Here is a 25,483-nt window from a genome sequence, read left to right as displayed (position 1 = left end):
AGCCCATTAAGCGGCTGCTTGTTATATGATTCTATTAATTCGGTAAAAATGGTGCAAATCTCCGAGCAGATGGGCGATGATCAGCTAAAAAAATCTTTTGGAGGAGAATAGGTTCTGTTTTTGGTGGTGCCATTTATAAGAAGATTCATTGAATGGAGGATTCGTGTGGCAGTATCCTCTGAATTAATATGGAGGAAGTTCCTCAAGTGGATATTGGATAAAATAGGACTATATAAAAGAAAATAATCTTTCACAGCAGTCTTATGTGCTTCCCGTGCTGTCTTCCCACATTTTTGGCATAACCAGGTCCCGTGGATGCGCTCCATTCTGAAAGTTTGGCAATGAGGGCATTGGACACCAGTGATAAGATCCAGGGGGATATGGAAGGATGGGGGATCTGGGATGAATGGTTCATGATGTTTTAGCAGCAACCTGGTGACTTTTTTTACATCCTTCTTAGTTAGTTTTTCTGTAGTGTGTTTTAACTTTAAAGTGGATATCCTGAAAGGAATTCTTGCTGCACGGCATATTCTATGGGCTACTTCTTTGTGATGGGCAGGATTTTTGATGATCGTCTGGGGATTGCTGATTGTAACAAAAATTTCTATTGGAGGCAGTGGAAGTTGATGTTTGAGAAGCCACTTGGCGAGGTGAGACCTTTGAATTTCAGCTTGTAAAATTGGGTTGCTATAAGCCTTTTCTGAACCATCGAAGTTTTGGAGCAATTGATCCAATTCAGGATCCACTTCAATTGTGCCTGCCAAATTCTTAGATTCAATGATTGCTATAAACCAGTTGCTGATGATCAAAGTATCAATTTGGAAGTGACCGTTTTGGTGAGGGAGCCTGAGATACTGAAAAATCGTTAAGTCATCGTCGGGAAACAGAGATAAAAAGTAATCTACTTCTTTTTCCCCTTTATAACCAGCTTTCCAGCGGTTTAGTTTGGAGAGGAATTCTGGTTTTCGAGGGTGGTGGTCAGGCAAACGGCGGGTAATGGCTTCATAAATGAGGATTTCCATGGGTATCGTACGATATTTTGCAATCACTTGCATCACTCCATATTAAGTATTACTAAATACATTCGTTATCGCATCTTAAATTCCTTTATTTTTACAAGGAAAAGGGGAATCCCGCGATATAGTAGGTTTATTCCTCGAAAACTACTCATAATTCCGCGAAAGTGTCAGTGGATTCCGCGAAAATCCCCCATGATTCCGCGAACTGGAAATTCCGCGCGATTTTTTCCAAAACAAGAGACCATTCCTACACAAATCCTATCCACCATTCATAAACTATCTTTCGTAATCATTTATTTCCACCCCTGCTTGCATCCGCAGGGAAATTTTATTACAATAACTCTATATTCATAATGAAAGACTTCGACAAGGAGTAGTAATGGTGCAAAGCCTGATGTAGAGAGCTGGCGGTCGCTGCAAGCCAGACAGGATCCATCATGAACTCGCCTTTGAGTTGCAGACGTGAACCAACAAGTAGCGTTTGCCGTTTTTCCGCGTTAAGGGTGAATGAAGCGAGTGTTGCACACTAATTTGGGTGGTACCGCGGGAGATCATACATTATCTCTCGTCCCTTTACAGGGGCGGGAGTTTTTTATTTTTTTTGAAGAAAATTCATTCGCTAAAATAAATCGAAACCAAACAGGAGGACAGTTACGATGAGTTTTAACCACCAGGAAATCGAAAAAAAATGGCAATCGCATTGGGAACAGAACAAAACGTTTAAAACAACGGAAGATAAAGGCAAAGAGAAGTTCTATGCGCTGGATATGTTCCCGTATCCATCTGGAGCCGGCCTGCACGTAGGCCATCCGGAAGGGTACACAGCGACGGATATCCTTTCCCGGATGAAAAGGATGCAAGGATTCAACGTTCTCCATCCAATGGGCTGGGATGCGTTTGGACTGCCGGCAGAGCAATATGCACTGGACACTGGGAATGACCCGGCCGAGTTCACAGAGAAAAACATCAACACTTTTCGCCGCCAAATCAAGGCATTAGGGTTTTCATACGACTGGGACCGCGAAGTCAACACAACGGACCCTGAATACTATAAGTGGACTCAGTGGATTTTCCTGAAGCTTTATGAAAAGGGGCTTGCTTATATTGACGAAGTCGCTGTTAACTGGTGTCCAGCACTTGGAACCGTTTTAGCGAACGAAGAAGTAATCGATGGAAAAAGTGAGCGCGGTGGACATCCGGTCGAGCGCCGTCCGATGAGACAGTGGATGCTTAAAATCACTGCCTACGCAGATCGGCTGCTGGAGGATCTAGATTTACTTGATTGGCCGGAAAGCCTAAAGGATATGCAACGCAACTGGATTGGCCGTTCAGAAGGGGCAGAAATCACCTTCCATATCGAAGGCAATCAGGATACATTTACGGTGTTCACAACTCGTCCGGATACACTATTCGGTGCAACTTATGCAGTGCTTGCACCCGAACACCAGCTGGTGGATAAAATTACAACAGCTGAGCAAAAGGCTGCTGTCGAAAAATATATCGATGAAATCAAGAGCAAGAGTGACTTAGAGCGCACCGATCTAGCCAAAGACAAAACTGGTGTGTTCACCGGTGCGTTCGCGATCAATCCAGCCAATGGCGAAAAAATGCCAGTCTGGATCGCAGACTATGTTCTTGTATCATACGGAACAGGCGCGATCATGGCAGTTCCTGCGCATGATGAGCGTGACTACGAGTTTGCTAAAAAATTCAATTTAGAAATCAAGGAAGTCGTGGCCGGCGGAAACGTCCAGGAAGAAGCGTATACTGGCGACGGTGATCACGTAAACTCTGAATTCCTTAACGGCATGAACAAGGAAGATGCCATCAGCAAGATGATTGCCTGGCTTGAAGAAAAAGGCATTGGCAACAAGAAGGTTACTTACCGCCTTCGCGACTGGTTGTTCAGCCGCCAGCGTTATTGGGGCGAGCCGATTCCAATCATCCACTGGGAAGATGGCACCATGACAGCTGTTCCAGAAGATCAGCTGCCGCTTGTCCTTCCAAAAACAACGGAAATAAAGCCATCCGGTACAGGTGAGTCCCCGCTTGCCAATATTGATGGCTGGGTGAATGTCATCGATTCTAAAACGGGCAAAAAAGGGCGCAGGGAAACGAATACGATGCCGCAATGGGCTGGCAGCTGCTGGTACTACCTGCGCTACATTGATCCGAAAAATGATCAGGCACTTGCAGATGAAGAAAAATTAAAGCAATGGCTGCCTGTTGATATTTATATTGGAGGAGCAGAACATGCAGTTCTGCACTTGCTTTACGCTCGTTTCTGGCACAAGGTCCTGTACGATTTAGGCGTTGTTCATACAAAAGAGCCATTTCAGAAGCTTTTCAACCAAGGGATGATCCTTGGCGAAAACAATGAAAAAATGAGCAAATCAAAAGGCAATGTAGTCAACCCGGATGAAATCGTCGGAAGCCATGGTGCCGATACACTACGCCTTTATGAAATGTTCATGGGACCGCTTGATGCTTCAATTGCATGGTCAGCCAATGGGCTTGACGGTTCGCGTCGGTTCCTTGACCGCATCTGGCGCCTATTCGTTGAAGACAATGGCAACCTGAGCTTGAAAATCAAGGACGCGGAAAACCCGAATCTTGAAAGAGTCTACCACCAGACGGTTAAAAAGGTAACGGAAGCTTATGAAGGACTTCGGTTCAATACTGCAATCTCCCAAATGATGATTTTTATAAACGAAGCGTATAAGGCTGAGGAGCTTCCTAAGCCTTATGTCGAAGGATTCGTGAAAATGCTTGCGCCAATCGCACCGCATATCACGGAAGAACTTTGGGAAAAGCTAGGACATAGCGAGTCGATCACTTATGCAGCATGGCCTGCATATGATGAAGCCAAGCTAGTCGAAGACGAAGTCGAAATCGTAGTCCAGGTGAACGGCAAGATCAAAGCAAAAATGATGGTACCCGCCGATGCCAACAGAGAAACGCTTGAGCAAATCGCGATGGGCGATAATACCGTTAAAGAACAAATCAATGGCAAGACAGTCCGCAAGGTAATTGCAGTCCCAGGGAAGCTTGTCAACATTGTTGCTAACTAATTCGTTTACAAAGGATCGCCATGGCGATCCTTTGTTACAGAAAAATAAATACCCCATGAGGTTTTTTCTTTGTAATATAAAAAGAGTTTTTATATAATAAATAGGGGAAAATACTTTAACATCAATTTTTTTAAAAATGGAGGAAATAATTTATGAATAAAATCGAAACAATTTCACCTCAAGAACTTCAAAAGAAATTGGAAGCAGGCGAAAAGCTTGAAATGGTAGACGTACGGGAACATGACGAGGTAGCATTCGGTATGATACCGGGAGCAAAGCATATCCCGATGGGCGAAATACCGGAAAGACTGAACGAATTCGATAAGGACAAAGAATACATTTTCATTTGCCGATCAAGCGCACGCAGCGGCAATGTCTGCCACTTCATGAACCAGCAAGGATTCAAAGTCCGCAATATGATTGGCGGCATGATGAGCTGGAGCGGAGAAACAAAACGTCCTTAATTATAAAATTCTGACATTCTGGCAAAGATGGTGGTAAAAAGGAAGGAAGATTCCCTTGATCCAGGTCAGAGTGTTTGATCATGAGCATGAAAAAGATCTAGAACAGGACATGAACGTATTTCTTGAAAAGCTAGATGAAAAAAAACTAGTGGACATTAAATACAATGTCGCCGTCATCCCGGAAGAAGAGGAAGAAGAGCAGATCTACTGCTTTTCCGCCATGGTTGTGTACAGAGCCTGAAAATTACTCAGGCTCTGTTTTTTATGTGAAAAAGTAAGGCCATGACGGACACTAAGTTTTCCAACTCTATTTTTGCAGTGCAAACTGGACTGCGTTTGTCCCGGCAAGTCTTCCGGTGACAAGTGCTGAGGTAATATTGTAACCGCCCGTATATCCGTGGATATCGAGGATTTCACCGCAGAAGTACAGGCCAGCTGCTTTCTTAGATGCCATGGTTTGCGGTTCGATTTCTTTGATGGAGACGCCGCCTCCGGTGACGAAGGCTTTATCAAGCGGCAAGGTACCGTTGACTTTGAATTCGAATTGCTTGATTGTTTTCGCAAAACTCCTGATTTTTTCACGGCCAAGTTGACCGCCCTGGACTGCAGGATCGATTTCATTGCGCTCCAGCAGGAACAATAGATAACGTTCAGGCAATAGTCCTTTAAGTAAATTTTTCATCGCTTTTTTTGGCTCGGCTTGTATCAATTTAGTAATTTCTTGGAAAACTTCTTCTTCTTTCATCTCGGGCAGGGCATCCAGAGACAGGACAACCTCTTTTAGATTCCATTTTTGCATCGCTTTGACGACAAACTGGCTGCAGCGGAGGACCGCTGGACCGCTGACGCCGAAGTGGGTGAAAATCATATCCATTTTGTGAGTAATCAGTGGTTTCCCTTTTGGATTAAGGACGCTAAGTGCGATTCCCCTTAGCGAAAGTCCTTGCAAAACTTTCTCCTTTATAAAAGGTTCAGAAGAGGTTACAGGGACTTCTGTTGGGAATAGGGTAGTAATGGTATGACCGGCTTTCTCGGCCCATGCATATCCATCGCCAGTCGAACCGGTATGGGGGACAGATTTTCCGCCGACGGCAATAATGATGCTGTCTGCAGAAATCCTTTCTCCATTCTTTAGTTCAACTGATTGTACGCTTCCTTCTCTGTAATGTACGTCTGCCACGGGGGTGTTCGTCTTAATTTCCACTTTTAAATCTTTAAGCTTAGATAAAAGCGCATCAACAACGGATTGAGCTTTATTGGAGACAGGGAACATCCTGCCATGATCTTCTTCCTTAAGCTTAATCCCTAGGCCTTCGAAAAAGGAAATGATGTCTTCATTGCTGAAAATGGAGAACGCACTGTATAAGAACCGCCCATTTCCGGGTATATGTTTAATGATTTCGTCGACTGGAAGGCGGTTGGTCACATTGCAGCGTCCGCCCCCGGAAATCGCCAGCTTGCGGCCGAGCTTGTCCCCTTTATCGATGAGCATCACTTTTGCATTCTGCTCGCCAGCAGCAATTGCAGCCATCAACCCAGACGGACCTCCGCCTAGGACAATTACATCGTATTTCATCGCTTCACCAACTTATAAAATTTCTGTTTGCGCTTTTCTTATTATAATACATCTTCTTTAAAAACATTTCCCTTTCTGTTCTTCACCCTGAAAACTGGCAGTCGGGCTGAAGAAAGAGTAAACTAGGAAGGCAAGAAATTGATAATTATCACTGTATCGGCTCATGTTTATGGTAATATAAAAGTTTGTAAACCGATTTTATTTTATAGATTGAAAAGTAGGGATTATATGTCATCTAAGCTATTGCGTGGGACGTTCATACTGACGGTTGGCACCATTTTATCCAAGGTGATTGGGTTGTTTTATGTTATTCCCTTTTTTGCCATCGTCGGAGATTATGGGACCGCCTTATATTCTTTCTCTTATATTCCGTATACCATTTTTATAAGTATTGCAACGGCTGGTGTGCCGTTGGCTGTTTCAAAGTTCATAGCAAAATATAATGCACTTGAAGAGTATGCTGTCGGCAGGAAGTTGTTTAAATCAGGAGTCGCTGTCATGCTGGCGACAGGTGTTTTCTCGTTCTTGATCATGTATGGAACGGCCCCGGGTCTGGCGGAGATTGTCATGAACACGAGTGGGGAAGATCAGGCGAAAATAACGGCTGAGGATGTGACAACCGTTATCCGGGCAGTCAGTTTTGCGCTGATCGTTGTTCCATTTATGAGTTTGATCCGCGGATTCTTTCAGGGTCATCAATCGATGGGTCCTTCAGCTGTCTCTCAAGTGGTGGAGCAAATTGTCAGGATTGCCTTCGTGCTTGCAGGTGCTTTTTTTGTGCTGAACGTAATGGATGGGGATATGGTGACCGCTGTCAGTGTAGCTACGTTTGCAGCGTTCATTGGTGCACTTGGCAGTCTAGGGGTGCTAGGCTGGTATTGGGTCAAAAGGAAACCGCATTTGGATCAATTACTGGCAGAAGACAAAAAAACATTGGATGTGCCTTTAAAGAAAATCTATAAGGAAATACTTGTTTATGCAGCGCCGTTTGTCTTTGTGGGCATTGCTAATCCGCTTTTCCAATTTGTTGATATGATGACATTCAACCGAGCAATGATTGCAATTGGCAATAGCCAGAATGAAGCGAATACTGCGTTTTCTGTGCTGAATTTCCAATCCCATAAATTGGTGATTATTCCTGTCTCATTGGCCACGGCCTTTTCATTGACACTTGTTCCAAGCATCACGACAGCTTTTACAGCAAACGACCGTAAGGGAATGAGGAGGCAGCTTGATCAAACCTTCCAGGTACTGATGTATCTGACAGTCCCAGCTGCAGTTGGCATTGCCCTGCTAGCGGAACCAATGTACACTGTTTTCTATGCGCATAATGATCTAGGAACAGAAGTATTGGCAACGTACGCGCCAGTTGCGATTCTGTTTGCACTATTTTCCGTAACTGCAGCAATCCTGCAAGGGATCAATGAGCAGCGCTTTACGATTTTAAGCCTGCTGACGGGATTGTTGGTGAAGCTGAGCCTGAACATTCCATTGATCAAGCTGTTTGAAACGCAGGGGGCTGTGATTTCGACTGCACTAGGCTATTTGGTCGCAATCATCATCAATATGCTAGTTATTAAAAAATTCGCAAAATATCCAATGGGTTTTGTAACGAGGAGAATTGTCCTAATCCTTGTGTTTTCGGGATTGATGGCAGGGGCAACAGCCGCTTTTTATCGTGTGCTTGTTCAGTTTATGTCACCGGCCAGCAAGTTCCATTCGATTTTGCTCATTCTTATTTCTGCTATTGTAGGTGCTGCTGTGTACTTTTATCTGGGATTCCGAACAAAACTGCTGGACAGGCTGTTCGGGGAGCGCGTTGCGCAAATCAAGCGAAAATTAAGGCTTCCCATTTAATTGAAATGGGCTTCGCTGCATCCTTATAGGAAAGCGAACAAGAAATTGGAATGGGCCTATGCCCATGTGAAAACGGGAGGGATACGATGAGAATAGATAAGGTGCTTGCCAACCTTGGATACGGGAGCAGGAAAGAGGTGAAGAAGCTTTTAAAAGATGGTGCTGTTAAAGTGAATGGTGAATTCATTAAGGATGCCAAACAGCATGTGAATCCTAAAAAGGACTTGATTACTTTCAATGGAGAGGAGATTCAATATCGCGAATTTATCTATTTGATGATGAATAAGCCGCCTGGCGTCATTTCCGCTACGGAAGACAGCCATGAGGAGACGGTCATCAACCTGCTTGAAGCGGAGGATTTGGTGTTTGAGCCTTTTCCAGTCGGTAGGCTTGATAAGGATACGGAAGGCCTTTTATTACTCACGAATGATGGACAGCTGTCCCATCGGCTGTTGTCACCGAAACAGCATGTGCCAAAAACGTATTTTGCAGTGATTGAGGGAGAAGTAACGGAACAGGATATAGTGTCCTTCAAGCAGGGAGTCACTCTTGATGACGGGTATAAGACGAAACCTGGAAAGCTTGTCATCGTAAAATCAGGCTTGACTTCGGACATCGAGTTGACGATCATCGAAGGGAAGTTTCATCAGGTGAAGCGAATGTTCCTTGCGGTAGGGAAGAGGGTCGTTTACTTGAAGAGAATCTCGATGGGCCCACTGCAGCTGGATGAAACGCTTGAGCTAGGAGAGTACAGAGAGCTGACAGACGAAGAAATCGACCTGCTGCAAAACTTATGAAAGATAAAAAATCGCCTTGGAACTCCCTCGGCGATTTTTGTGTATTCAATTTGTTTGGTATACGTTTCGTTATGTTCCTAAGACGACATTTTCACTTTTTTTTGGGTCGTTGTCCATTTACCTCTGCTCGGACTTTTTACTAAGTCGTTATAAGCCAGGACATTCAAATCCCTCTGGATGGTTCGAGGAGTAATTCCGAATTCCTCTACAAGATCTTGAGTTGTGACAGTTCCATTCTGACATATATACATGTAGATGGATTTGATGCGGTTTATCATCCGGTTAGTCGAAGGTTTCAAACAACCACTCCCTATCCTTTTTTAAACCCTTTGTCATATTCCTGCAACCGACATTGATTGATGACGAATCCTCAAGTATGTAGTTTCTTCTATACAGACAGCTCCTTTTGCGTCCATTTTAAAAAGGAAGTTATATGATGTCCTACCTTTTTTGACTATTTTACACTTTACCAACTCAAAATTCCAGATTATTCACGGTTTTTTATGAAAATTTAACAATTCGCTTGCTTACGTTCCCTTTCTTTACAATATAGATACTTTACGATATGTTGTGAAACACCGTAAATATGATTGTTATTAGAAAATTTAAATAGCAATAGGCTGTCCACTGTTTACGGATCGAGCTAAAAAGGAGTAAAATAATATTCAAGTTTTCAAATGGGATTTGCGGTACTAAATACATCTTGATGTTCCCGATCCTATAAAGCTACATATAACGCTTAATTGGAGGTATTCACCTTGACTTCGATCAACTGGATGGAAGAAGTAAAAAAAAGAGAATCGGACTTGATCAAAGATGCTCAGCAGCTCTTGAGAATCAAGAGTGTTCTCGATGATGAAAACAGCACCTTGGACGCGCCGCTTGGGGAAGGGGTAAAGAAAGCATTAGAATTTATGCTTCAATTAGGGGAACAGGATGGCTTCACTGCGAAAAACGTTGGAAATCTTGCTGGACACCTGGAATTCGGACAGGGAGAAGAAATCGTCGGTGTTCTCTGCCATGTTGATGTCGTGCCAGAAGGGGATGGCTGGTCAAGCGACCCGTATGGCGCTGACATTCGCGACGGAAAAATCTATGCTCGAGGAGCAATTGATGACAAAGGTCCAACCATGGCCGCATATTATGCGATGAAAATTGTCAAAGAATCAGGCTTGCCCGTTAATAAACGTGTCAGGATGATCATTGGCACGGATGAGGAAAGTGAATGGCGCTGTGTCGACCATTATTTTGAACAGGAAGAAATGCCTGCGATCGGTTTTGCGCCGGACGCTGATTTTCCAATCATTTTTGCCGAAAAAGGAATTGCTGATTATGATTTAGTTTATAAACCAGCTGTTATCGAAAAAGAAGGCTTTGATTCCGAAGTAATCGAATTTTCATCCGGTCGCCGATATAATATGGTGCCGGATTACGCAAAAGCGGAGCTTGCCGTTTTGCAGGGCCAGACAGATATTGTTCAGCGCTTTGACGAATTCAAACGGAAAAAGGAACTAGCAGGAAAGGTGACCGTCGAGAGTGGCAAGCTTGTCCTTGAACTGGAAGGAGTTTCTGCCCATGGCATGGAACCGGACAATGGAAAAAATGCAGGACTTTTAATGGCCGACTTCCTTTCTGAATTAAATCTGGATGGAAATAGTGGAAAATTCTTCCGATTTACCGCCAACTACTTGGGAAAGGATTCTCGGGGTAAGGAGCTGGGCATTGCTTTTTCCGATGATATCACTGGAGACTTGACCATCAATGTCGGGAAACTATCGTATTCCCGCGAGACTGGCGGCCGTGCAGGATTGAATATGCGTTATCCGGTTACGACGGATCTGGAAAAGACAAAAAAAATCCTGTATCAGCTTATAGAAACGGAAGAGTTGACGATCGAGAATTTCTCGAATTCTCATCCGCATCATGTTGATGAAAATAATTTCCTTGTCCAAACGTTGAAAAAAGTTTATGAAGAACAGGTTGGCGAAAAGGCAGAACTGCTCTCCATTGGCGGCGGTACTTATGCAAGGTCACTTGAATCTGGGGTGGCATTTGGCCCGCTGTTCCCTGGCAGACCCGATATCGCACACCAGAAGGATGAATATATAATCATCGAAGATCTTTTGCGGGCAACGGCGATCTACGCTCAGGCTATTTATGAATTGGCAAAATAGAGATTTTAGTAAACCAAGGAGGGGAAGAAAATGGAATATGTAATGGTCGATGGTAGGACGCTGGACAGGTCAGCAGCGAAGGTGGACATAGAGGATAGGGGTTACCAGTTTGGTGATGGCGTATACGAGGTCATCCGCGTGTACAACGGGAAAATGTTCACCGGGATGGAGCACCTAAAGCGGCTCAAGGAGAGTGCCGAAAAGATCCAGATGAAGCTACCGTACAGTCCTGAAGAACTTTTAGCCAGAATGGAAGAACTCATTTTGAAAAACGAAGTGGACACCGGAACGGTATATATGCAGTTTACAAGGGGAATTTCTCCCCGAAATCATGTTTTTCCGGGAGAAAATGTCGCGACTACTTTTGTTGCTTATACGCGCAAAGTACCTCGCCCTGTGGAACCGATGGAAAAAGGGGTATGTGCCATCCTTGATGAGGATATTCGCTGGCTCCGCTGTGACATTAAAAGCCTGAACTTACTAGGAAACCTGCTCTCCAAACAAAGAGCGGCAGAAGCAAACTGCTTCGAGGCCATTCTCCATCGCGGAGAAACGGTTACGGAAGGCAGCCATTCCAATATATCAATTGTCAAAGATGGGGTGATCATTACCCACCAGGCAGACAACCATATTCTGAATGGAATCACAAGACAAAAGATGTTGGAAATCTGTCGAAATGAGAGCATTCCATTTGAGGAGCGAGCATTTTCGCTGGATGAATTATCCTCAGCCGATGAAGTTTTCTCATCTGGTACAACCGTCGAAGTCATGCCAGTTGTCGAGGTCGCTGGAAAACCAGTCGGAAACGGGCGGCCAGGTTCGGTTACGAGGCAGCTCCAAGCTCTTTTCAAAGCAGAAATCGAACGACAATGCGGACAAATCTGACTATGAACCTGCAGCAGTAAAGCTGCAGGTTCTTTTTCTAGATCAGCAATCGCTTGCTTTGTTTTTTCTTGACAGGAATGGGTATCATAAAAATATTTAAAAAAACAGGACTGCTTTTGTTTCCGTATAAGAAAGCCTGTCAGGACTTTTCTTATTTGGAAAACCGAACAGGGGGGAATAAAAATGAAATTCACACCTGAACAGCATATCGAATTGCATGGATTCAATAATCTTACGAAATCATTAAGTTTTAATATGTTTGATATCTGTTATACGAGAACGAAGGAAGAGCGGGAAGCGTATATTGAATATATTGATGAACAGTATAGTGCAGAACGACTTACCAAAATACTCACTCATGTGGCGGATATCATTGGAGCGCATGTCCTTAATGTCGCGAAGCAAGATTACGTGCCCCAGGGTGCCAGTGTGACGATCCTCGTATCCGAAGGTCCGGTTGTGGAGATTCCGAATGGAGCGTATGATGAATCGCCCGGACCATTGCCAGACAATGTGGTATTGCAGCTAGATAAAAGCCATATTACTGTTCATACTTACCCGGAGTTCCATCCTGATGAAGGGATCAGTACATTCCGGGCGGATATTGATGTCTCCACTTGTGGGGAGATTACGCCGTTAAAAGCGCTTAATTATCTCATCCATTCCTTTGAAACCGATGTAATGACGATTGATTATAAAGTAAGAGGCTTCACTAGGGATAAGGAAGGAAACAAGCTGTTCATCGACCATGACATAAGCTCGATTCAAAACTACATTCCAGAAAATGTAAAAGATCAATTCGATATGGTTGATATCAATGTTTATCAAGAAAATATTTTTCATACTAAATGCAAGCTAAGAGAATTTGATCTTGATAATTATCTTTTCGGCTATACGAAAGATTCATTGTCCCCCGAAGAACGGGAAGAAATCTCTGAAAGGATTCAAGCCGAGATGGAAGAAATCGTTTCCGGAGTGACGCTTCACTCTGGGACCATTTTTGAAGAGGACGACGAAGAGTTGGACAACTAGCGGGATGGTATAGAAATCCGGCATGGAAGAAAGGTCGATAGACAAGAGATTTTGAAATAAGAAAAAAACTCGCTATTGCTAACGAGTCTTAACGGTTAATTTTCAAATTGGAATAAATCACTGGAAAGGTATCTTTCCCCGGTATCACAAGCAATGCAAATGACGACTTCATCTGGTTTTAACTGCTTTGCAACATCGATGGCTGCGAAGCACGCAGCGCCTGAGGATGGGCCGACAAGGATGCCTTCCTCCCTGGCGAGCCTTCTTGCAGTTTCGTAGGCGTCCTCATCTTCAATTTTATGGATTTTTTCGTACACATCCTGATTGAGGATTTTGGGAATAAAGCCAGGACTTGTGCCAACCAGTTTATGCTTTCCGGGTTTGCCTCCTGACAGGACAGGCGACCCAGCTGGTTCGACGACGTGTACGCTCATGTTCCGAAATGCTTCTTTTAATGCTTCGCCCGTTCCGGTGATCGTTCCTCCGGTTCCTGCTGTAGCTACAAACGCGCTCAACGGTTTTTTCAGTACTTTCATTGCGTCGATGATTTCCTTTGCGGTTGATTTCCGGTGGGCATCAGGATTTGCGGCATTTTCAAATTGCATTGGCATATAGCTGTCGGGTATTTCCTTTCGTAATTCTTCTGCTTTTTTGATTGCACCCGGCATCTTTTCGTCTCCCGGTGTGAGCACGACTTTAGCTCCGTAGGCTTTTAACAGGTTGATTCTTTCCATTGTCATCGTATCGGGCATGACGAGGATTGCTTTATAGCCTCTTGCCGCTGCATTCATCGCCAGTCCGATTCCCGTATTGCCGCTTGTTGGCTCGATGATCGTTGAGCCGGGCTTCAGCTTCCCTTCCTTTTCAGCTGCCTCGATCATGTTGAAGGCCGCTCTGTCTTTGACGCTCTTGCTCGGATTGAAGTATTCAAGCTTCAAGTAAACCGATGCCCCGCCCTCAGGTGCCAGGCGGTTTAATTTTACTAACGGTGTTTCACCGATTAATGCAGTAATAGTAGGAACGACTCTCATTGGGTATCCTCCTTTAATATGTTCGATTGTTTCTAAGGGAAGCAATCGAAAAGATAATCATATCTTCTCTTTATCATATAAAAAAATACTATTCCGATCAACTTGTAAGGAATAAAAGTTCTGAAGGAATATCTGCCAATTTCACATGCCATTTGCTACAATAAGACGAGAAAGGATGTTGATCACAATTGGACCAGCATGCTCATTTTTTCTATGCGCTCGAGCTTCCTGAAGAGGCGAAAGCAGAGATCCAGAGCAGAATCGAACATTTGAAAAAAGAATTCCCATTTCAATCTTGGGTTCATCCTAAGGATCTACATATTACACTGGCGTTTCTCGGTAATGCTCCTAATGAGAAGATCGAAGCTGCCAATGAACGAGTGGAAGCAGCAATAAAGCTGCAAACTTCCTTTGAATTGATAGTCGACCGCTTGGACATTTTTGGTCGCAACGATGCGCCTCGAGTGTTTTGGGCGGGGCTTAAAGACTCACATAAGTTGACAGAAGTCAGGCAGGATGTGTTTGCAGCTTGCCTTGCTGCAGGATTCCAACTTGAAAAACGTCCCTTCAGTCCGCATATTACCATCGCGAGAAAATGGCTGGGGGAAGCCCCTTTTTCTAAGGCAGCACTCGGGGCAGTGAGTCCTTTTAAAAAGGACCCAATTTCCTTTCAGGCTAGAAGGGTTGTTTTGTACAAGACCCATTTGGGGAAAAGCCCTAAGTATGAACCGATCGAACAATTCCCGCTTGCTCCCAATGAATAAGGCTAAGGGAAGCAGGAACGAAGGCAGGTCAATCAATGGCACAATTAATCAAACTTCAAGATTATGTATCGCGCTATGCTCAAGATATTTATCTATATCCTTCGAGGTATGTCCGGCTGAAAAAAAAGCAGTGGGAAGGATGGAAGGAGAAGTGGGAACACGGATCGGACCAGCCAATCGATTTTATGAAGGAATCCTCTCCACCACTACCTGAGTCCTTTATTGAAAAAATCAAGAGTAGAATTCGGCTACATGGATCAGGAGTAGAAGCGGAAATGATCCCAGAAGGCCAGCGACACAGCGAAGAACAGGACATTCTGTTCGGTTCCGGTGCATTCGATTCTCTCCACAGCATCCACACGGAAGAGGGGCTAAAGCAGCATTTCCTTGATAATTTGCTGCCGTTCCAGCTAAAATGGGCGAGTTCCACATTGACGGAGAGATCCTTTCTTGCAAAAGACTTTTTGCATGACCCGACCCTGAAGTTTTTGCTTCAGCGTTTTCCTGATACCTTCCTCGTTTTATATAAACCTATCTTTTTACTGAAAAAAGCGCCGGTCGAAGCGGAACTGGTCCTGATCACTCCCGTCGCCGCGATGTGTATTTCTTTTATGGAAGCAGAGGAGGATGCTGCTTTTATCGGCTCAAAGGACCGATTCTGGATCAAAAAAACAAGAAATACGGAAACCAAAATCCTTAATCCACTGATTCCCTTGAACAGGACAGAAAAAATTGTCAAAGCTCTTTTTGATTTATACGAAGTGGATCTGCCAGTGCAAAAATTGCTGCTGTCGCGAAATGGCTACTTCGATTATCCGTTGCCGCCGTACGGAGTTCAGTTCATTGATAAACGGGATTTTGCGGACTGGTTTATCGTTCAGCGAGGAATGAAATCACCATTAAAGCATATCCAATTAAAAGCAGCTCAGGTGCTGCTGCAATTTTGCCAGACGACATCGGTCAGGAGACTTGAATGGGAGAATCAGCCAGGAGATGGTGAATAAGGATGCCAACAAGAATGGCATTAGGGATCCTGTCAGAACGAACAATCAAGCAGCTCGAGGAGTGAAAACGAAATGATTGCCATTGAAAGGGAGTTTTATGCCTATCTTGATCAAGTAGACTTGATAACAGTTTTGCTGCCTTATTCTTATTTTCATGGTGAATCCAAAGAATTCCGGCTCAAAGGAGAGGGCATTGATTTGCCTTTGGAAATCCAGGAAAAGAGAAATCTTGAGGAAATGGTTAAATATAGTTGCCTGGCCAGTATCCAGCCGGATATCGGCAAGCCATATGAAATAGTAACGGATCATGGTGGGAAAACAGACCTGCAAATCGGAGCAGTCATCCGTACAGAGGAATTTGACAGATGCTTTTTTTACGAGGGAATGGATCTTGGGGTCAGCTATACACCTGAAAAGAGCACGTTCAAGCTCTGGGCTCCTACTGCCGGGAAAGTCAGGTTGAAGCTGCTTACGGATGATCAGCAACATCCCGAATTCATCCATATGAGAAGGGCAGATAAAGGCGTGTGGAGTATTACTGTTGAACGAGACCTAGAGCTTTATCGCTATTCCTTCCTAGTGTGTGTCAATCTTGAATGGCGAGAGGCGGTTGATCCATATGCAACCGCAGCAACGGTGAATGGCGAATATGGAGTGGTGATCGATCGCGCCAAAGCTAGCGTAGCAATAACCAGTTGCCCACCTATGAGGAGTCCGGTTGATGCGATCATTTATGAAGCCCATATCAGGGATTTGACTATGCATCCGAACAGTGGTGCTTCGAAAAAAGGAACCTATCTGGGCGCTGCGGAGATGAATACCGCGACTCCAAAAGGGGAGAGTACCGGCCTTTCTTATATACAGCAGCTAGGTGTCACCCATATTGAGTTTCTTCCTTTTCATGATTTTGAAGGGATAGACGAACGGGCCCCTTTACGGTCTTATAACTGGGGGTATAATCCTGTCCATTATAATGTGCCAGATGGCAGCTATGCGACAGATCCAGAAGATCCATACAATCGGATCACCGAGCTGAAGCAGCTGATTTCTGCGATCCATAAAATGGGTATGGGTGTCATCATGGATGTTGTTTTTAATCATGTCTATATTCGGGAAGATTCCTCTTTTGAAAAAATCGTCCCCGGTTATTTTTTTCGGCATGATCAAAATGGTCTTCCTTCCAACGGGACCGGAGTCGGGAACGATATCGCCTCTGAAAGGCTGATGGGGAGAAAATACATCGTTGATTCTGTCCTGTACTGGCTGAAGGAGTATCAGGTAGACGGTTTTCGCTTTGACCTGATGGGAATCCTTGATGTGGAGACGATGACTGCCGTCAGAAAGGCAGTGGACGATGCAAGGCCTGATGTTTTGATCATTGGTGAGGGGTGGGATTTGAATACTCCGCTGCCGGATGACCGGAAAGCCAATATTGCCAACCAGGCAAAGCTGCCAAAAATTGGTCAGTTTAATGACTGGTTTCGGGATTCCATCAAGGGCAGTACTTTTAATATTTATGATAAAGGGTATGCCTTGGGCAATGAGCGGTATTTGGAAGCCGCAAAACAGGTACTGGCAGGCAGCATTGGAATGGGCAAGTGGAAGAGCTTATTCCTCCAGCCGACGCAGTCGGTGAACTACATTGAGTCACATGATAACCATACGTTATGGGATAAGCTGAAAATAGCCAATCCTGAGGAAGAAGAAGCGATTTTAAAAAGGCAGCACAAGCTGGCAACATCGATGGTTTTGCTGGCGCAGGGCATTCCATTTTTACACAGCGGCCAAGAATTTTTCCGGACAAAGAAGGGGGTTGCCAACAGTTATGGATCTCCTGATGACATCAACTGGCTGGATTGGGACCTTCGGGATCATAACCTGAATCATGTTAGCTACATCAAGGGAATGATCGAGATTCGAACAGCGAACGAAGCTTTCAGAATGGATGACAGTGAAGAAGTCCGCCGGCGATTAACGTTTTTGCCACTTCAGACTCCGTTGATCGGCTTTGAATTGCAGGCAGAAGCAGGCTGGGATAAAATCGTCGTGCTGTTCAACCCTTCCTTGGACCAGCAGACAGCAGAACTGCCGGAACAGGCAAAATGGCTGGTTCTTGCTGACCATCAAAATGCCTCGGCCCAGCCATCTCGACAACTGGAAGGAAATAACGTTCTGCTCGAGCCGTGCTCTCTTTTCATAGCAGCAAAATAGATGGATAACTTTTTGCCAATGTTAAATTCGTGCCGTTGGGGTTGACGTACCGAGCCGTCGAGGATAAAATTTATTAGATAAGCCATTTTGTGTATTTCAACTATTATTTAACAAAGTAGCAGGAGACGCTTGTAAAGCGAGTGAAGTCAAAAGCGCCAACTTCACTGTTCCAGTTTTCCGGGCGGAATGCGCTTTCTATTCAAATCAACAGCGAATTTAGATTTAGATTTTACAGAATCCATTTCCAGTTTTCAGCATAGGGGAAATTGTGATAAATGAAGGTGACTAACTTTGGAACATTTATTTGGACAGGATTGGGAGATTATTCCTGCTGGCGGCGCAACAGGTGCAGCCTTTTTTGCACAGCATGAGGAACAAAGGCTGTTTTTAAAACGAAATTCATCCCCTTTCCTTGCTGTACTCTCCGCAGAAGGAATCGTACCTAAGCTTGTTTGGACGAAAAGGTTAGAAAACGGAGATGTGATAACGGCGCAGCAATGGATGAACGGAAGTGAGCTGAAGCCCGGGGATATGAACAATGATCGAGTTGCCAGGCTGCTGAAGAAAATTCATGCTTCCGATCCGCTTCTTGGAATGCTGACCAGGCTGGGAAAAAGTCCGCTGAAACCCGAGATGTTCCTTCAAGCCTTACAGGAAGATTTAGATGAGGAATGGAGTAGGAATCCTGCAGTCAGTGATGCGTTGAAGTTTCTGACTGAATTTGTCGGCGATGTTGACTGCGCTGAAAAAGTAGTTTGTCATTGCGATGTCAATCATAACAACTGGCTGCTCACCGAAGACAACCAGTTGTATTTAATTGATTGGGACGGTGCGATGATCGCTGATCCTGCGATTGATCTTGGCCTCCTCCTCTATTCCTATATACCAGTAGAGGAATGGGAAGGTTGGCTGGAAAAGTATGGGATACACTTGACCGATAACCTCCGACTGCGCATGAAATGGTATGTTGTCGCTCAGTCATTAACATCGATTCAATGGCACAAAAATCAAAAGCGCATTCCTGAAATGGATAAATGGATTGAATTTTTAAAGTCCCTTTTTTAAGAATAGCTAGTTTGTGAACGGTCGTTGGTAATTATGAGAATGGACCGATATCATTCACCCATTGAGATAGCTGATTCCGATTCGCCTCAATATGCTGTTCCAGGTCGGATGCGTTAACGCCGTTTTGGCTGTACTGATAAACATCCTCGAGAATGGTTTTGATGGCACCGTCTACATTCGTGTTGACCATCAATGATTTGATTAATCGTTCCAACTGTTGATACTCGGCAACCGATCCGCAGCAATCCGTTTGCTGGTTGGTTAATATATCCTTTAATAAATTTACCTGGTCATGGTGGCTTAATGGCACAATGATCACCCTTTCTTTTAAAAGGAATTCACATATAGATTGTGGATTCCTTTTTGCATTTATGCAGCCAACAGAAATTTCACCTTGAAAACAGCGTGGTTGCATGATATTGTTTGAAACGAATGAAAATAGTACAGAGGTGTCATGATGAGACTACGAAACAAGCCTTGGGCTAAAGCTAAATTGAAGGAATACGCGGATTTTGTGATCCAGGAACCGGAGCAGCACCGGGGGAAATGGGGAGAGGTTTTTACAAAGGACCAGCCGCTCCACATAGAAATCGGTACCGGGAAAGGCCAATTCATCACAGGGATGGCCAAAGCCAATCCAGACATGAATTATATCGGCATTGAACTGCAGGAAAGCGTGATTGTCAGTGCGCTGGACAGGCTGATTGAAGAAAATTTGCCAAACTGCAAGCTGATGAACGTAAATGGTGCTGAGCTTGCGAAGTATTTTACCAGTGGGGACGTAAGCCGGATTTATTTGAATTTTTCTGACCCATGGCCAAAAACACGCCATGAAAAACGTAGACTTACGTTTGCATCATTCCTGAAGGTTTATGAATCCATCCTTGTGAAAAATGGTGAAATTCACTTTAAAACAGATAATCAGGGTTTGTTTGAATACTCTCTTATAAGCTTTTCGCATTATGGCATGAAGTTGAATTACCTCAGCCTCGACCTCCATAATAGCGATTATGAAGGCAATATTATGACCGAATACGAAGAAAAATTTTCATTGCGAGGCAGCCGAATTTTTCGCTGTGAAGTGCAATTTATGTCTAAATAGCGTGACGATCGAACCGGCGATTTTGCATCGACCGGTTTTTTTTACTGGAAAAAAAGCTTGATAATTTCCAGTTCGCCAATAAAATTTTATTTTCGCCAATAAAGTAGGGGAAATCGCCAATAAAAATGTATTTTCGCCAATAAAATCTGAAAATCGCCAATAAAATTGTGAACTCCGCCAATAAAAAGAATTCCTAAGAAAACATTCTAGTTAAAAATCAAAATAGAAGCTGAATTATTTAAAGATTTAAATTTCAGTGATACAATCATAAGAAAAAGGAGGTTGGGCAATGGAAAATCTGGAGCTTGAAACTGTTAAGCTAAGATGGATGAGTGGCGGGGAAACGCATCTGGATGGCGGTGCGATGTTCGGAGTCGTGCCGAAACCGCTTTGGACGAGGAAGTATGCAGTAAATGATAAAAATCAGATCAAGCTGAGGACAGATCCGATTCTCATTCAAGCGGAAGGAAAGAATTTTTTAGTGGAAAGCGGAATGGGAAATGGAAAGCTAAATGAGAAGCAGAAACGAAATTATGGGGTAATGGAAGAATCAAACCTTGATGCCGAACTGGATCTGCTAGGACTGACTGTCGCTGACATCGACTATGTTTTGATGACACATATGCATTTTGATCATGCATGCGGATTAACGAAAGAAGTCAATGGGGAACTGGAATCTGTTTTCGTCAACGCGAAAATCATCACATCACAGATTGAGTGGGATGAAATGCGCAATCCGAATATCCGTTCCAGGAGTACATACTGGAAAGAAAATTGGCTTGGAATCGAACAGCAGGTTGAGACGTTTGAAAAAGAATGGAGTTTTGGACCGCTCAAGATGATTCACACTGGAGGACACAGTGATGGACATTCCATCCTGATCGTGGAGGATGGAAATGCTACCGTGGTCCATATGGCTGATATCATGCCGACCCATGCCCACCAAAATCCGCTTTGGGTGATGGCATATGATGACTACCCGATGGATTCCATTTATGCAAAGCAGAAGTGGCTTGAATTTGGAATAAGCAGAAATGCATGGTTCACTTTTTACCATGATTCGGTGTACAGGGCCGTCCAATTCAACGAGGATGGAAAAATAAGGGACAGCATCTCGAGAGAAGAATAGACCTGCTGCGGCTAGTCTATTCTTCATTGCTTAATGCAATGGGTAGGTGTGCAGGATGACTCCGGTTGAAGCATCTGCGATGAACTCATATTGTTCGACCTTTCCGTCAACATCTCTTGTAATCCCGCCTTTATACACCTGGTACTCGATTGGCGGAATGGAGTAGGGTTCAATCGTCATATTGATCCATGAACCGCTGATGGGCCCGGATTTTTTAAAAGCGGCCTTTGCATCATTCAATACTTTATCTGCAGAGACTGTTTCTTTTTGCGAGGCCAGTTCCTTTACCGTGTATGCACATACAAGACCGGCACCAACGCCGAAGACAAAGGCTTTCCAGTTCATAGTCTTAGTACCTCCAAAGTTAGATAGGATAGCTTCATCATACCAAATCCATAAGCTGGAGCAAAGGATTAGCGATGATAATCATTGTTTGTCAGGAATAAGACTGGCAAGCAGAGGGAATGTTCTGTAAAATAGATGATATACATAATGGTTAGCAAACCTAAATTTTTTTTGGAAAAGGAGCAAATTAATGAACGAGCAAACATTAAGTCTGTTTAAAACGTTGACAGAATTGCCTGGAGCGCCGGGAAATGAACATGCTGTGCGCAAATTCATGCGTGAGCAGCTGGAACAGTATGCTGATGAATTGATCCAGGATAAATTGGGAAGTGTGTTCGGCGTGAAAAAGGGGAACCCGGATGGCCCGAAAATCATGGTTGCCGGCCATATGGATGAAGTCGGTTTCATGGTAACTTCAATCACGAAAAACGGGATGATCCGATTCCAGACGCTTGGCGGCTGGTGGAGCCAGGTCCTACTTGCTCAGCGCGTCCAGATCATTACGAACAACGGTCCAGTTACTGGTGTGGTTGGCTCGATCCCCCCTCATCTTTTGGATGAGTCCAAACGCAATAAACCGATGGAAATCAACAATATGCTGATTGATATCGGTGCAGATGATAAGGAAGATGCGATCAAGATTGGCATCAAACCAGGACAGCAAATCGTGCCGATCTGTCCGTTCACGACAATGGCAAACGAAAAGAAGATTCTCGCGAAAGCCTGGGATAACCGCTATGGCTGCGGATTGGCTATCGAATTGCTAAGGGAAACAAAAGACATTCAGTTGCCAAACACTTTGTACTCCGGCGCTACTGTCCAGGAGGAGGTCGGCTTACGAGGAGCTCAGACGGCTGCCAATATGATCGACCCGGACATTTTCTTTGCATTGGATGCAAGCCCGGCGAATGATATGTCAGGTGATAAAAATGAATTTGGCCAGCTTGGGAAGGGAACATTGCTAAGAATTCTCGACCGCTCGATGGTCACGCATCGGGGCATGAGGGAATTTGTTCTTGATATGGCAGAAACCCATGACATACCATACCAATACTTCGTTTCCCAAGGTGGAACGGATGCAGGAAGAGTCCACACTTCGAATCAGGGAATCCCTAGTGCGGTTATCGGAATCTGCTCACGGTACATCCACACAGCGGCATCCATGATCCATGTTGATGACTATGCGGCAGCGAAGGAACTGCTCGTAAAACTTGTCAAAGCAGCTGATAAGACAACCGTCGAAACCATCAAAAAGAATAGTTAATCAACTCAGATAGAACGGGCAGCTAATCACTGCCCTTTTTTGTGTCACATAGGGGTCACCTGGTTATTTCTGTATTTGACAGAGACGTCATTCGGTGAATAACTGGACGAAGATAAGGAGGAAATATAGATGAAAGTGGCAGTAGGCTCAAAGAATCTGGTAAAAATCAGGGCGGCAAAGGCAGCTTTTATAGGGGCAGATTATGAGATTTTCGCCATTGATGCTGAATCGGGGGTGAGCGACCAGCCAATGTCAGATGAGGAAACCATCAAAGGGGCTGTTAACAGAGCCATTGAGGCTGCAAAAAAAGGAGAAGCGGAAATTGGCATTGGCCTTGAAGGTGGTGTCCAGCAAACTCCATATGGACTGCTGCTTTGCAATTGGGGGGCTCTGGCAGTGAATGGGAAGGAGCCGTTTATTGCTGGTGGAGCGAGAATTCCGCTTCCTGATGAAGTCGCCCGGCAATTGTTGGCTGGCTTCGAATTGGGTCCTGTGATGGATGAGTATGTAAAAAAACAGAACGTCCGTGAAAAGGAAGGGGCGATCGGGATTTTTACAAATGGCCAAATCAATCGCAGTGAAATGTTTACCCACGTCATGAAGCTGCTCGCCGGACAATTTGAATATGATAGGAATCAAACGAAACAGGAAAAATTATAAAGATTTATCGACAAATTTCTAAAAATAACTTAATTTCCAACAAAAAATGCTAAGGAAGCCTTGTCATCAATCAAACAGGCAAGGTATGATAGAAATGGAGTGGCAAAGTCCTTAGCTAGGGGGAAAAAAGTATGATAGAGTTCAGAAGGGCATTTGGGCTTGTTATAGTAGGATTATTTCTGCTGAGCGGTTGTTCTGCCCAGTTTTCAGAGCAAAAGGCTGAAATAAAAAAAGACGTTTTGACTACATTTGAAGCACAGCCTGAAAAAACGAATCATAGTACAAAAGATATAGATTTTTACTTGCCATCCAATTTTAAGGTGGAAGAGGAAAAGCCAAATAATATTCTATTTAAGAATGGGTCTAAAACGTATATTTTATTTTATAACCAACATGAAAAAGACGATAGCAAAGTGGTCTATGATTCCACTGCGAAGCAGCAGAAGGAATGGGATGCTAATGAGACATTCAGTGAAAATGGAAAATTTGGCTATATGATGGTCAAACAGCTGAAAGAAAATCAGTATCAAGTAATTGTCGGCATTGGCGGGGTCAAGCTTACTACAGAAACCGAAAATGTAAAAGAAGATGCAGAGACGATGATGTCCATCGCAAATTCCGTGAACGTCAAATAGCTCAATCTCGGCGCTGTCTGAAGCTAGTATAAGCTCAGGCAGCTTTTTTTACTTGCTCTTCATAATCAGATTTGTTTCTTTTTTTAACATGCATGGGTACAATAGGAAAAGTAAACCTAGATTAAACAGGAGGAAACAAAATGAAAACTTTGGAGTCAATGGAACAATTTGAAACAATGAAAAACGAGGGAAAACATATATTTTTATTTACGGCAGTCTGGTGCCCAGACTGCCGCATGATTGAACCAGTCATGCCTGAAATTGAAAGCAAGTACAGCGACTATGAATTTGTTACTGTTGACCGCGATGATTTCATCGATTTATGCATTCAGCTGGATGTTTTTGGCATTCCAAGTTTTATCGCGTTTGATAACGGCAAAGAACTTGGGCGATTTGTCAGCAAGAACAGAAAAACACAGGCTGAAATCGAAAACTTTATTGAAGGCCTTGCTTAATCCTTTCCCCCACTTTTCCTGAGTTGGTGGGAAATTTTATGTTAGATTCAGAAACTCCTGAGGAAGGGGAGGGATACAAATGGACAGCAGAAAAATGCGTAATGAGCTTGAAAACCGTTTGCAGCGTTCGGACAGGACAATATCCTATGACCGAGAAATGGATCAGTTGAGGATTGAAAATAAAAACACGGGGCGCGGCATTACGATTTCCTTGTCCGGGATTGTCGCCAAGTGGCAGGATCAGAAAGAAAAGGCGATTGATGAAGTTGTCTACTATGTTTCCGAAGGCTTAAATGCGATGGAAAGTCAACTTGAGCTGTCTGGCAAGGAAAAAAACATCTTCCCTGTCATCCGTTCGACGTCCTTTCCATCGGAAGCGGAGGAGGGCACGCCCTTCCTGTACGATGATCATACAGCTGAAACAAGGATCTATTATGCTTTAGATTTAGGAACTACTTACAGGCTGATTGATTCAAAACTGCTGAAGAAAGAAGACTGGTCTGCGGAGCAAGTGCGCGAAACAGCTTTGTTCAATGTCCGTTCCCTTACCGTCAAGCTGAAGGAGGATCGTGTGGCGGACAACAGTTTTTATTTCCTCAATACAAATGATGGCTATGATGCGAGCAGAATTTTGAATACAAGCTTGTTGAATGAAATGAAGAAAAAAGCGAAGGGGACCATGGCTGTAGCCGTTCCCCACCAGGATGTGCTGATCATCGCTGATGTAGAAAATAATACCGGCTATGATATCCTCGCCGAGATGACCATGAGCTTTTTTGCAAGTGGAAGGGTACCGATCACTGCCTTAAGTTTTTTATATGAAGATGGAAAATTAGAACCAATTTTTATTTTGGGTAAAACAAAAAAATAAGATGCAGCAGAGGAAGCCCGATTGTACGGGCTTTTTCTTTTTATTCATGTAACCTGCATTCCCGTAATTTAT

25 protein-coding genes and 1 other annotated feature are annotated in these 25,483 nt (G+C 43.9%); of the genes, 19 read left to right on the top strand and 6 right to left on the bottom strand.

What is annotated here, in order from left to right; translation table 11 throughout:
- Positions 1-80: 80 nt before the first annotated feature.
- The gene (locus UB32_RS07685; protein WP_044392593.1) at positions 81-1,049 is read right to left on the bottom strand and encodes a nuclease-related domain-containing protein; all 969 of its coding nucleotides are present in this window, start codon (positions 1,047-1,049) and stop codon (positions 81-83) included.
- Between the two features lie 324 nt (positions 1,050-1,373).
- Positions 1,374-1,595, top strand: a binding site (T-box leader).
- A gap of 80 nt (positions 1,596-1,675) precedes the next feature.
- On the opposite strand from UB32_RS07685, the gene leuS reads away from it, so the two are divergent.
- The 3 genes from leuS (at position 1,676) to UB32_RS07670 (ending at position 4,795) form a co-directional block, all read left to right on the top strand.
- A complete protein-coding gene (gene leuS / locus UB32_RS07680; RefSeq protein WP_044392591.1) occupies positions 1,676-4,090 on the top strand; it encodes a leucine--tRNA ligase in 2,415 nt (804 codons plus the stop codon).
- A gap of 152 nt (positions 4,091-4,242) precedes the next feature.
- Positions 4,243-4,554, top strand: a complete 312-nt coding sequence (locus UB32_RS07675; protein WP_044392590.1) for a rhodanese-like domain-containing protein — start codon at positions 4,243-4,245, stop codon at positions 4,552-4,554.
- 55 nt (positions 4,555-4,609) lie between these two features.
- A complete protein-coding gene (locus tag UB32_RS07670) occupies positions 4,610-4,795 on the top strand; it encodes a sporulation protein Cse60 (protein WP_044392589.1) in 186 nt (61 codons plus the stop codon).
- Positions 4,796-4,861: 66 nt separating this feature from the next.
- Here UB32_RS07670 and UB32_RS07665 read toward each other — a convergent pair whose 3' ends face one another.
- The gene (locus UB32_RS07665; RefSeq protein ID WP_044392587.1) at positions 4,862-6,130 is read right to left on the bottom strand and encodes an NAD(P)/FAD-dependent oxidoreductase; all 1,269 of its coding nucleotides are present in this window, start codon (positions 6,128-6,130) and stop codon (positions 4,862-4,864) included.
- 228 nt (positions 6,131-6,358) lie between these two features.
- On the opposite strand from UB32_RS07665, the gene UB32_RS07660 reads away from it, so the two are divergent.
- Positions 6,359-7,987: a putative polysaccharide biosynthesis protein gene (locus UB32_RS07660; protein WP_044392585.1), complete on the top strand. Its 1,629-nt coding sequence runs from the start codon at positions 6,359-6,361 to the stop codon at positions 7,985-7,987.
- An 86-nt stretch (positions 7,988-8,073) separates the two neighbouring features.
- Entirely contained in the window at positions 8,074-8,784 is a 711-nt protein-coding gene (locus UB32_RS07655; protein ID WP_044392583.1) for a pseudouridine synthase, read from the top strand.
- Between the two features lie 77 nt (positions 8,785-8,861).
- On the opposite strand, the gene UB32_RS07650 is transcribed toward UB32_RS07655, so the two are convergent.
- Entirely contained in the window at positions 8,862-9,083 is a 222-nt protein-coding gene (locus UB32_RS07650; protein WP_023626930.1) for a DeoR family transcriptional regulator, read from the bottom strand.
- 459 nt (positions 9,084-9,542) lie between these two features.
- Here UB32_RS07650 and pepV point away from each other — a divergent pair, with 459 nt between their 5' ends.
- From pepV to speD, 3 genes are all read left to right on the top strand, one after another.
- Complete coding sequence (gene pepV / locus UB32_RS07645; RefSeq protein ID WP_128721511.1) at positions 9,543-10,958, top strand: dipeptidase PepV; 1,416 nt, start codon at positions 9,543-9,545, stop codon at positions 10,956-10,958.
- Between the two features lie 30 nt (positions 10,959-10,988).
- Entirely contained in the window at positions 10,989-11,843 is an 855-nt protein-coding gene (gene dat, locus UB32_RS07640; RefSeq protein WP_044392578.1) for a D-amino-acid transaminase, read from the top strand.
- Between the two features lie 183 nt (positions 11,844-12,026).
- A complete protein-coding gene (gene speD / locus UB32_RS07635) occupies positions 12,027-12,875 on the top strand; it encodes an adenosylmethionine decarboxylase (protein ID WP_044392577.1) in 849 nt (282 codons plus the stop codon).
- 95 nt (positions 12,876-12,970) lie between these two features.
- On the opposite strand, the gene cysK is transcribed toward speD, so the two are convergent.
- Positions 12,971-13,906, bottom strand: coding sequence for a cysteine synthase A (cysK, locus tag UB32_RS07630; RefSeq protein ID WP_044392576.1), 936 nt, complete (start codon positions 13,904-13,906; stop codon positions 12,971-12,973).
- Positions 13,907-14,094: 188 nt separating this feature from the next.
- Between cysK and thpR the strand changes: the two genes are divergently transcribed.
- The 4 genes from thpR to UB32_RS07610 all read left to right on the top strand — a co-directional run bounded on the left by thpR (position 14,095) and on the right by UB32_RS07610 (position 18,950).
- Positions 14,095-14,670, top strand: coding sequence for an RNA 2',3'-cyclic phosphodiesterase (gene thpR, locus UB32_RS07625; RefSeq protein WP_044392575.1), 576 nt, complete (start codon positions 14,095-14,097; stop codon positions 14,668-14,670).
- Positions 14,671-14,705: 35 nt separating this feature from the next.
- Entirely contained in the window at positions 14,706-15,674 is a 969-nt protein-coding gene (locus UB32_RS07620) for a hypothetical protein (protein ID WP_044392574.1), read from the top strand.
- Positions 15,675-15,746: 72 nt separating this feature from the next.
- Positions 15,747-17,885, top strand: a complete 2,139-nt coding sequence (pulA, locus tag UB32_RS07615) for a type I pullulanase (RefSeq protein ID WP_044392573.1) — start codon at positions 15,747-15,749, stop codon at positions 17,883-17,885.
- A 291-nt stretch (positions 17,886-18,176) separates the two neighbouring features.
- The gene (locus tag UB32_RS07610; protein WP_044392571.1) at positions 18,177-18,950 is read left to right on the top strand and encodes a phosphotransferase family protein; all 774 of its coding nucleotides are present in this window, start codon (positions 18,177-18,179) and stop codon (positions 18,948-18,950) included.
- A 31-nt stretch (positions 18,951-18,981) separates the two neighbouring features.
- On the opposite strand, the gene UB32_RS07605 is transcribed toward UB32_RS07610, so the two are convergent.
- The gene (locus UB32_RS07605; protein WP_044392568.1) at positions 18,982-19,260 is read right to left on the bottom strand and encodes a YtzH-like family protein; all 279 of its coding nucleotides are present in this window, start codon (positions 19,258-19,260) and stop codon (positions 18,982-18,984) included.
- 147 nt (positions 19,261-19,407) lie between these two features.
- Here UB32_RS07605 and trmB point away from each other — a divergent pair, with 147 nt between their 5' ends.
- Entirely contained in the window at positions 19,408-20,052 is a 645-nt protein-coding gene (gene trmB / locus UB32_RS07600) for a tRNA (guanosine(46)-N7)-methyltransferase TrmB (RefSeq protein ID WP_044392566.1), read from the top strand.
- A gap of 289 nt (positions 20,053-20,341) precedes the next feature.
- Positions 20,342-21,181 (top strand): YtnP family quorum-quenching lactonase, encoded by an 840-nt coding sequence (locus UB32_RS07590; protein ID WP_044392563.1) that lies wholly within the window; start codon positions 20,342-20,344, stop codon positions 21,179-21,181.
- Between the two features lie 30 nt (positions 21,182-21,211).
- Here UB32_RS07590 and UB32_RS07585 read toward each other — a convergent pair whose 3' ends face one another.
- Positions 21,212-21,526, bottom strand: coding sequence for a PepSY domain-containing protein (locus tag UB32_RS07585; RefSeq protein ID WP_044392560.1), 315 nt, complete (start codon positions 21,524-21,526; stop codon positions 21,212-21,214).
- A gap of 190 nt (positions 21,527-21,716) precedes the next feature.
- On the opposite strand from UB32_RS07585, the gene UB32_RS07580 reads away from it, so the two are divergent.
- From UB32_RS07580 to UB32_RS07560, 5 genes are all read left to right on the top strand, one after another.
- Positions 21,717-22,790 (top strand): M42 family metallopeptidase, encoded by a 1,074-nt coding sequence (locus UB32_RS07580; protein WP_044392558.1) that lies wholly within the window; start codon positions 21,717-21,719, stop codon positions 22,788-22,790.
- Positions 22,791-22,919: 129 nt separating this feature from the next.
- Positions 22,920-23,450 (top strand): DUF84 family protein, encoded by a 531-nt coding sequence (locus tag UB32_RS07575; RefSeq protein ID WP_044392556.1) that lies wholly within the window; start codon positions 22,920-22,922, stop codon positions 23,448-23,450.
- A gap of 131 nt (positions 23,451-23,581) precedes the next feature.
- Positions 23,582-24,085 carry a hypothetical protein gene (locus tag UB32_RS07570; RefSeq protein WP_044392554.1) on the top strand — a complete coding sequence of 168 codons (504 nt, stop codon included), beginning with the start codon at positions 23,582-23,584 and terminating at the stop codon, positions 24,083-24,085.
- A 140-nt stretch (positions 24,086-24,225) separates the two neighbouring features.
- On the top strand, positions 24,226-24,540 hold the full coding sequence (locus tag UB32_RS07565; protein ID WP_044392552.1) for a thioredoxin family protein: 315 nt from the start codon (positions 24,226-24,228) through the stop codon (positions 24,538-24,540).
- A gap of 79 nt (positions 24,541-24,619) precedes the next feature.
- Positions 24,620-25,411: a DUF1444 domain-containing protein gene (locus UB32_RS07560; protein ID WP_044392550.1), complete on the top strand. Its 792-nt coding sequence runs from the start codon at positions 24,620-24,622 to the stop codon at positions 25,409-25,411.
- Positions 25,412-25,483 lie beyond the last annotated feature (72 nt).

Source organism: Mesobacillus subterraneus (assembly GCF_000934845.1).
GTDB classification, from domain to species: domain Bacteria; phylum Bacillota; class Bacilli; order Bacillales; family Cytobacillaceae; genus Mesobacillus; species Mesobacillus stamsii.
The sequence above is the reverse complement of the archived record's forward strand: the minus strand, read 5'-3'. Positions and strand labels throughout refer to the sequence as shown.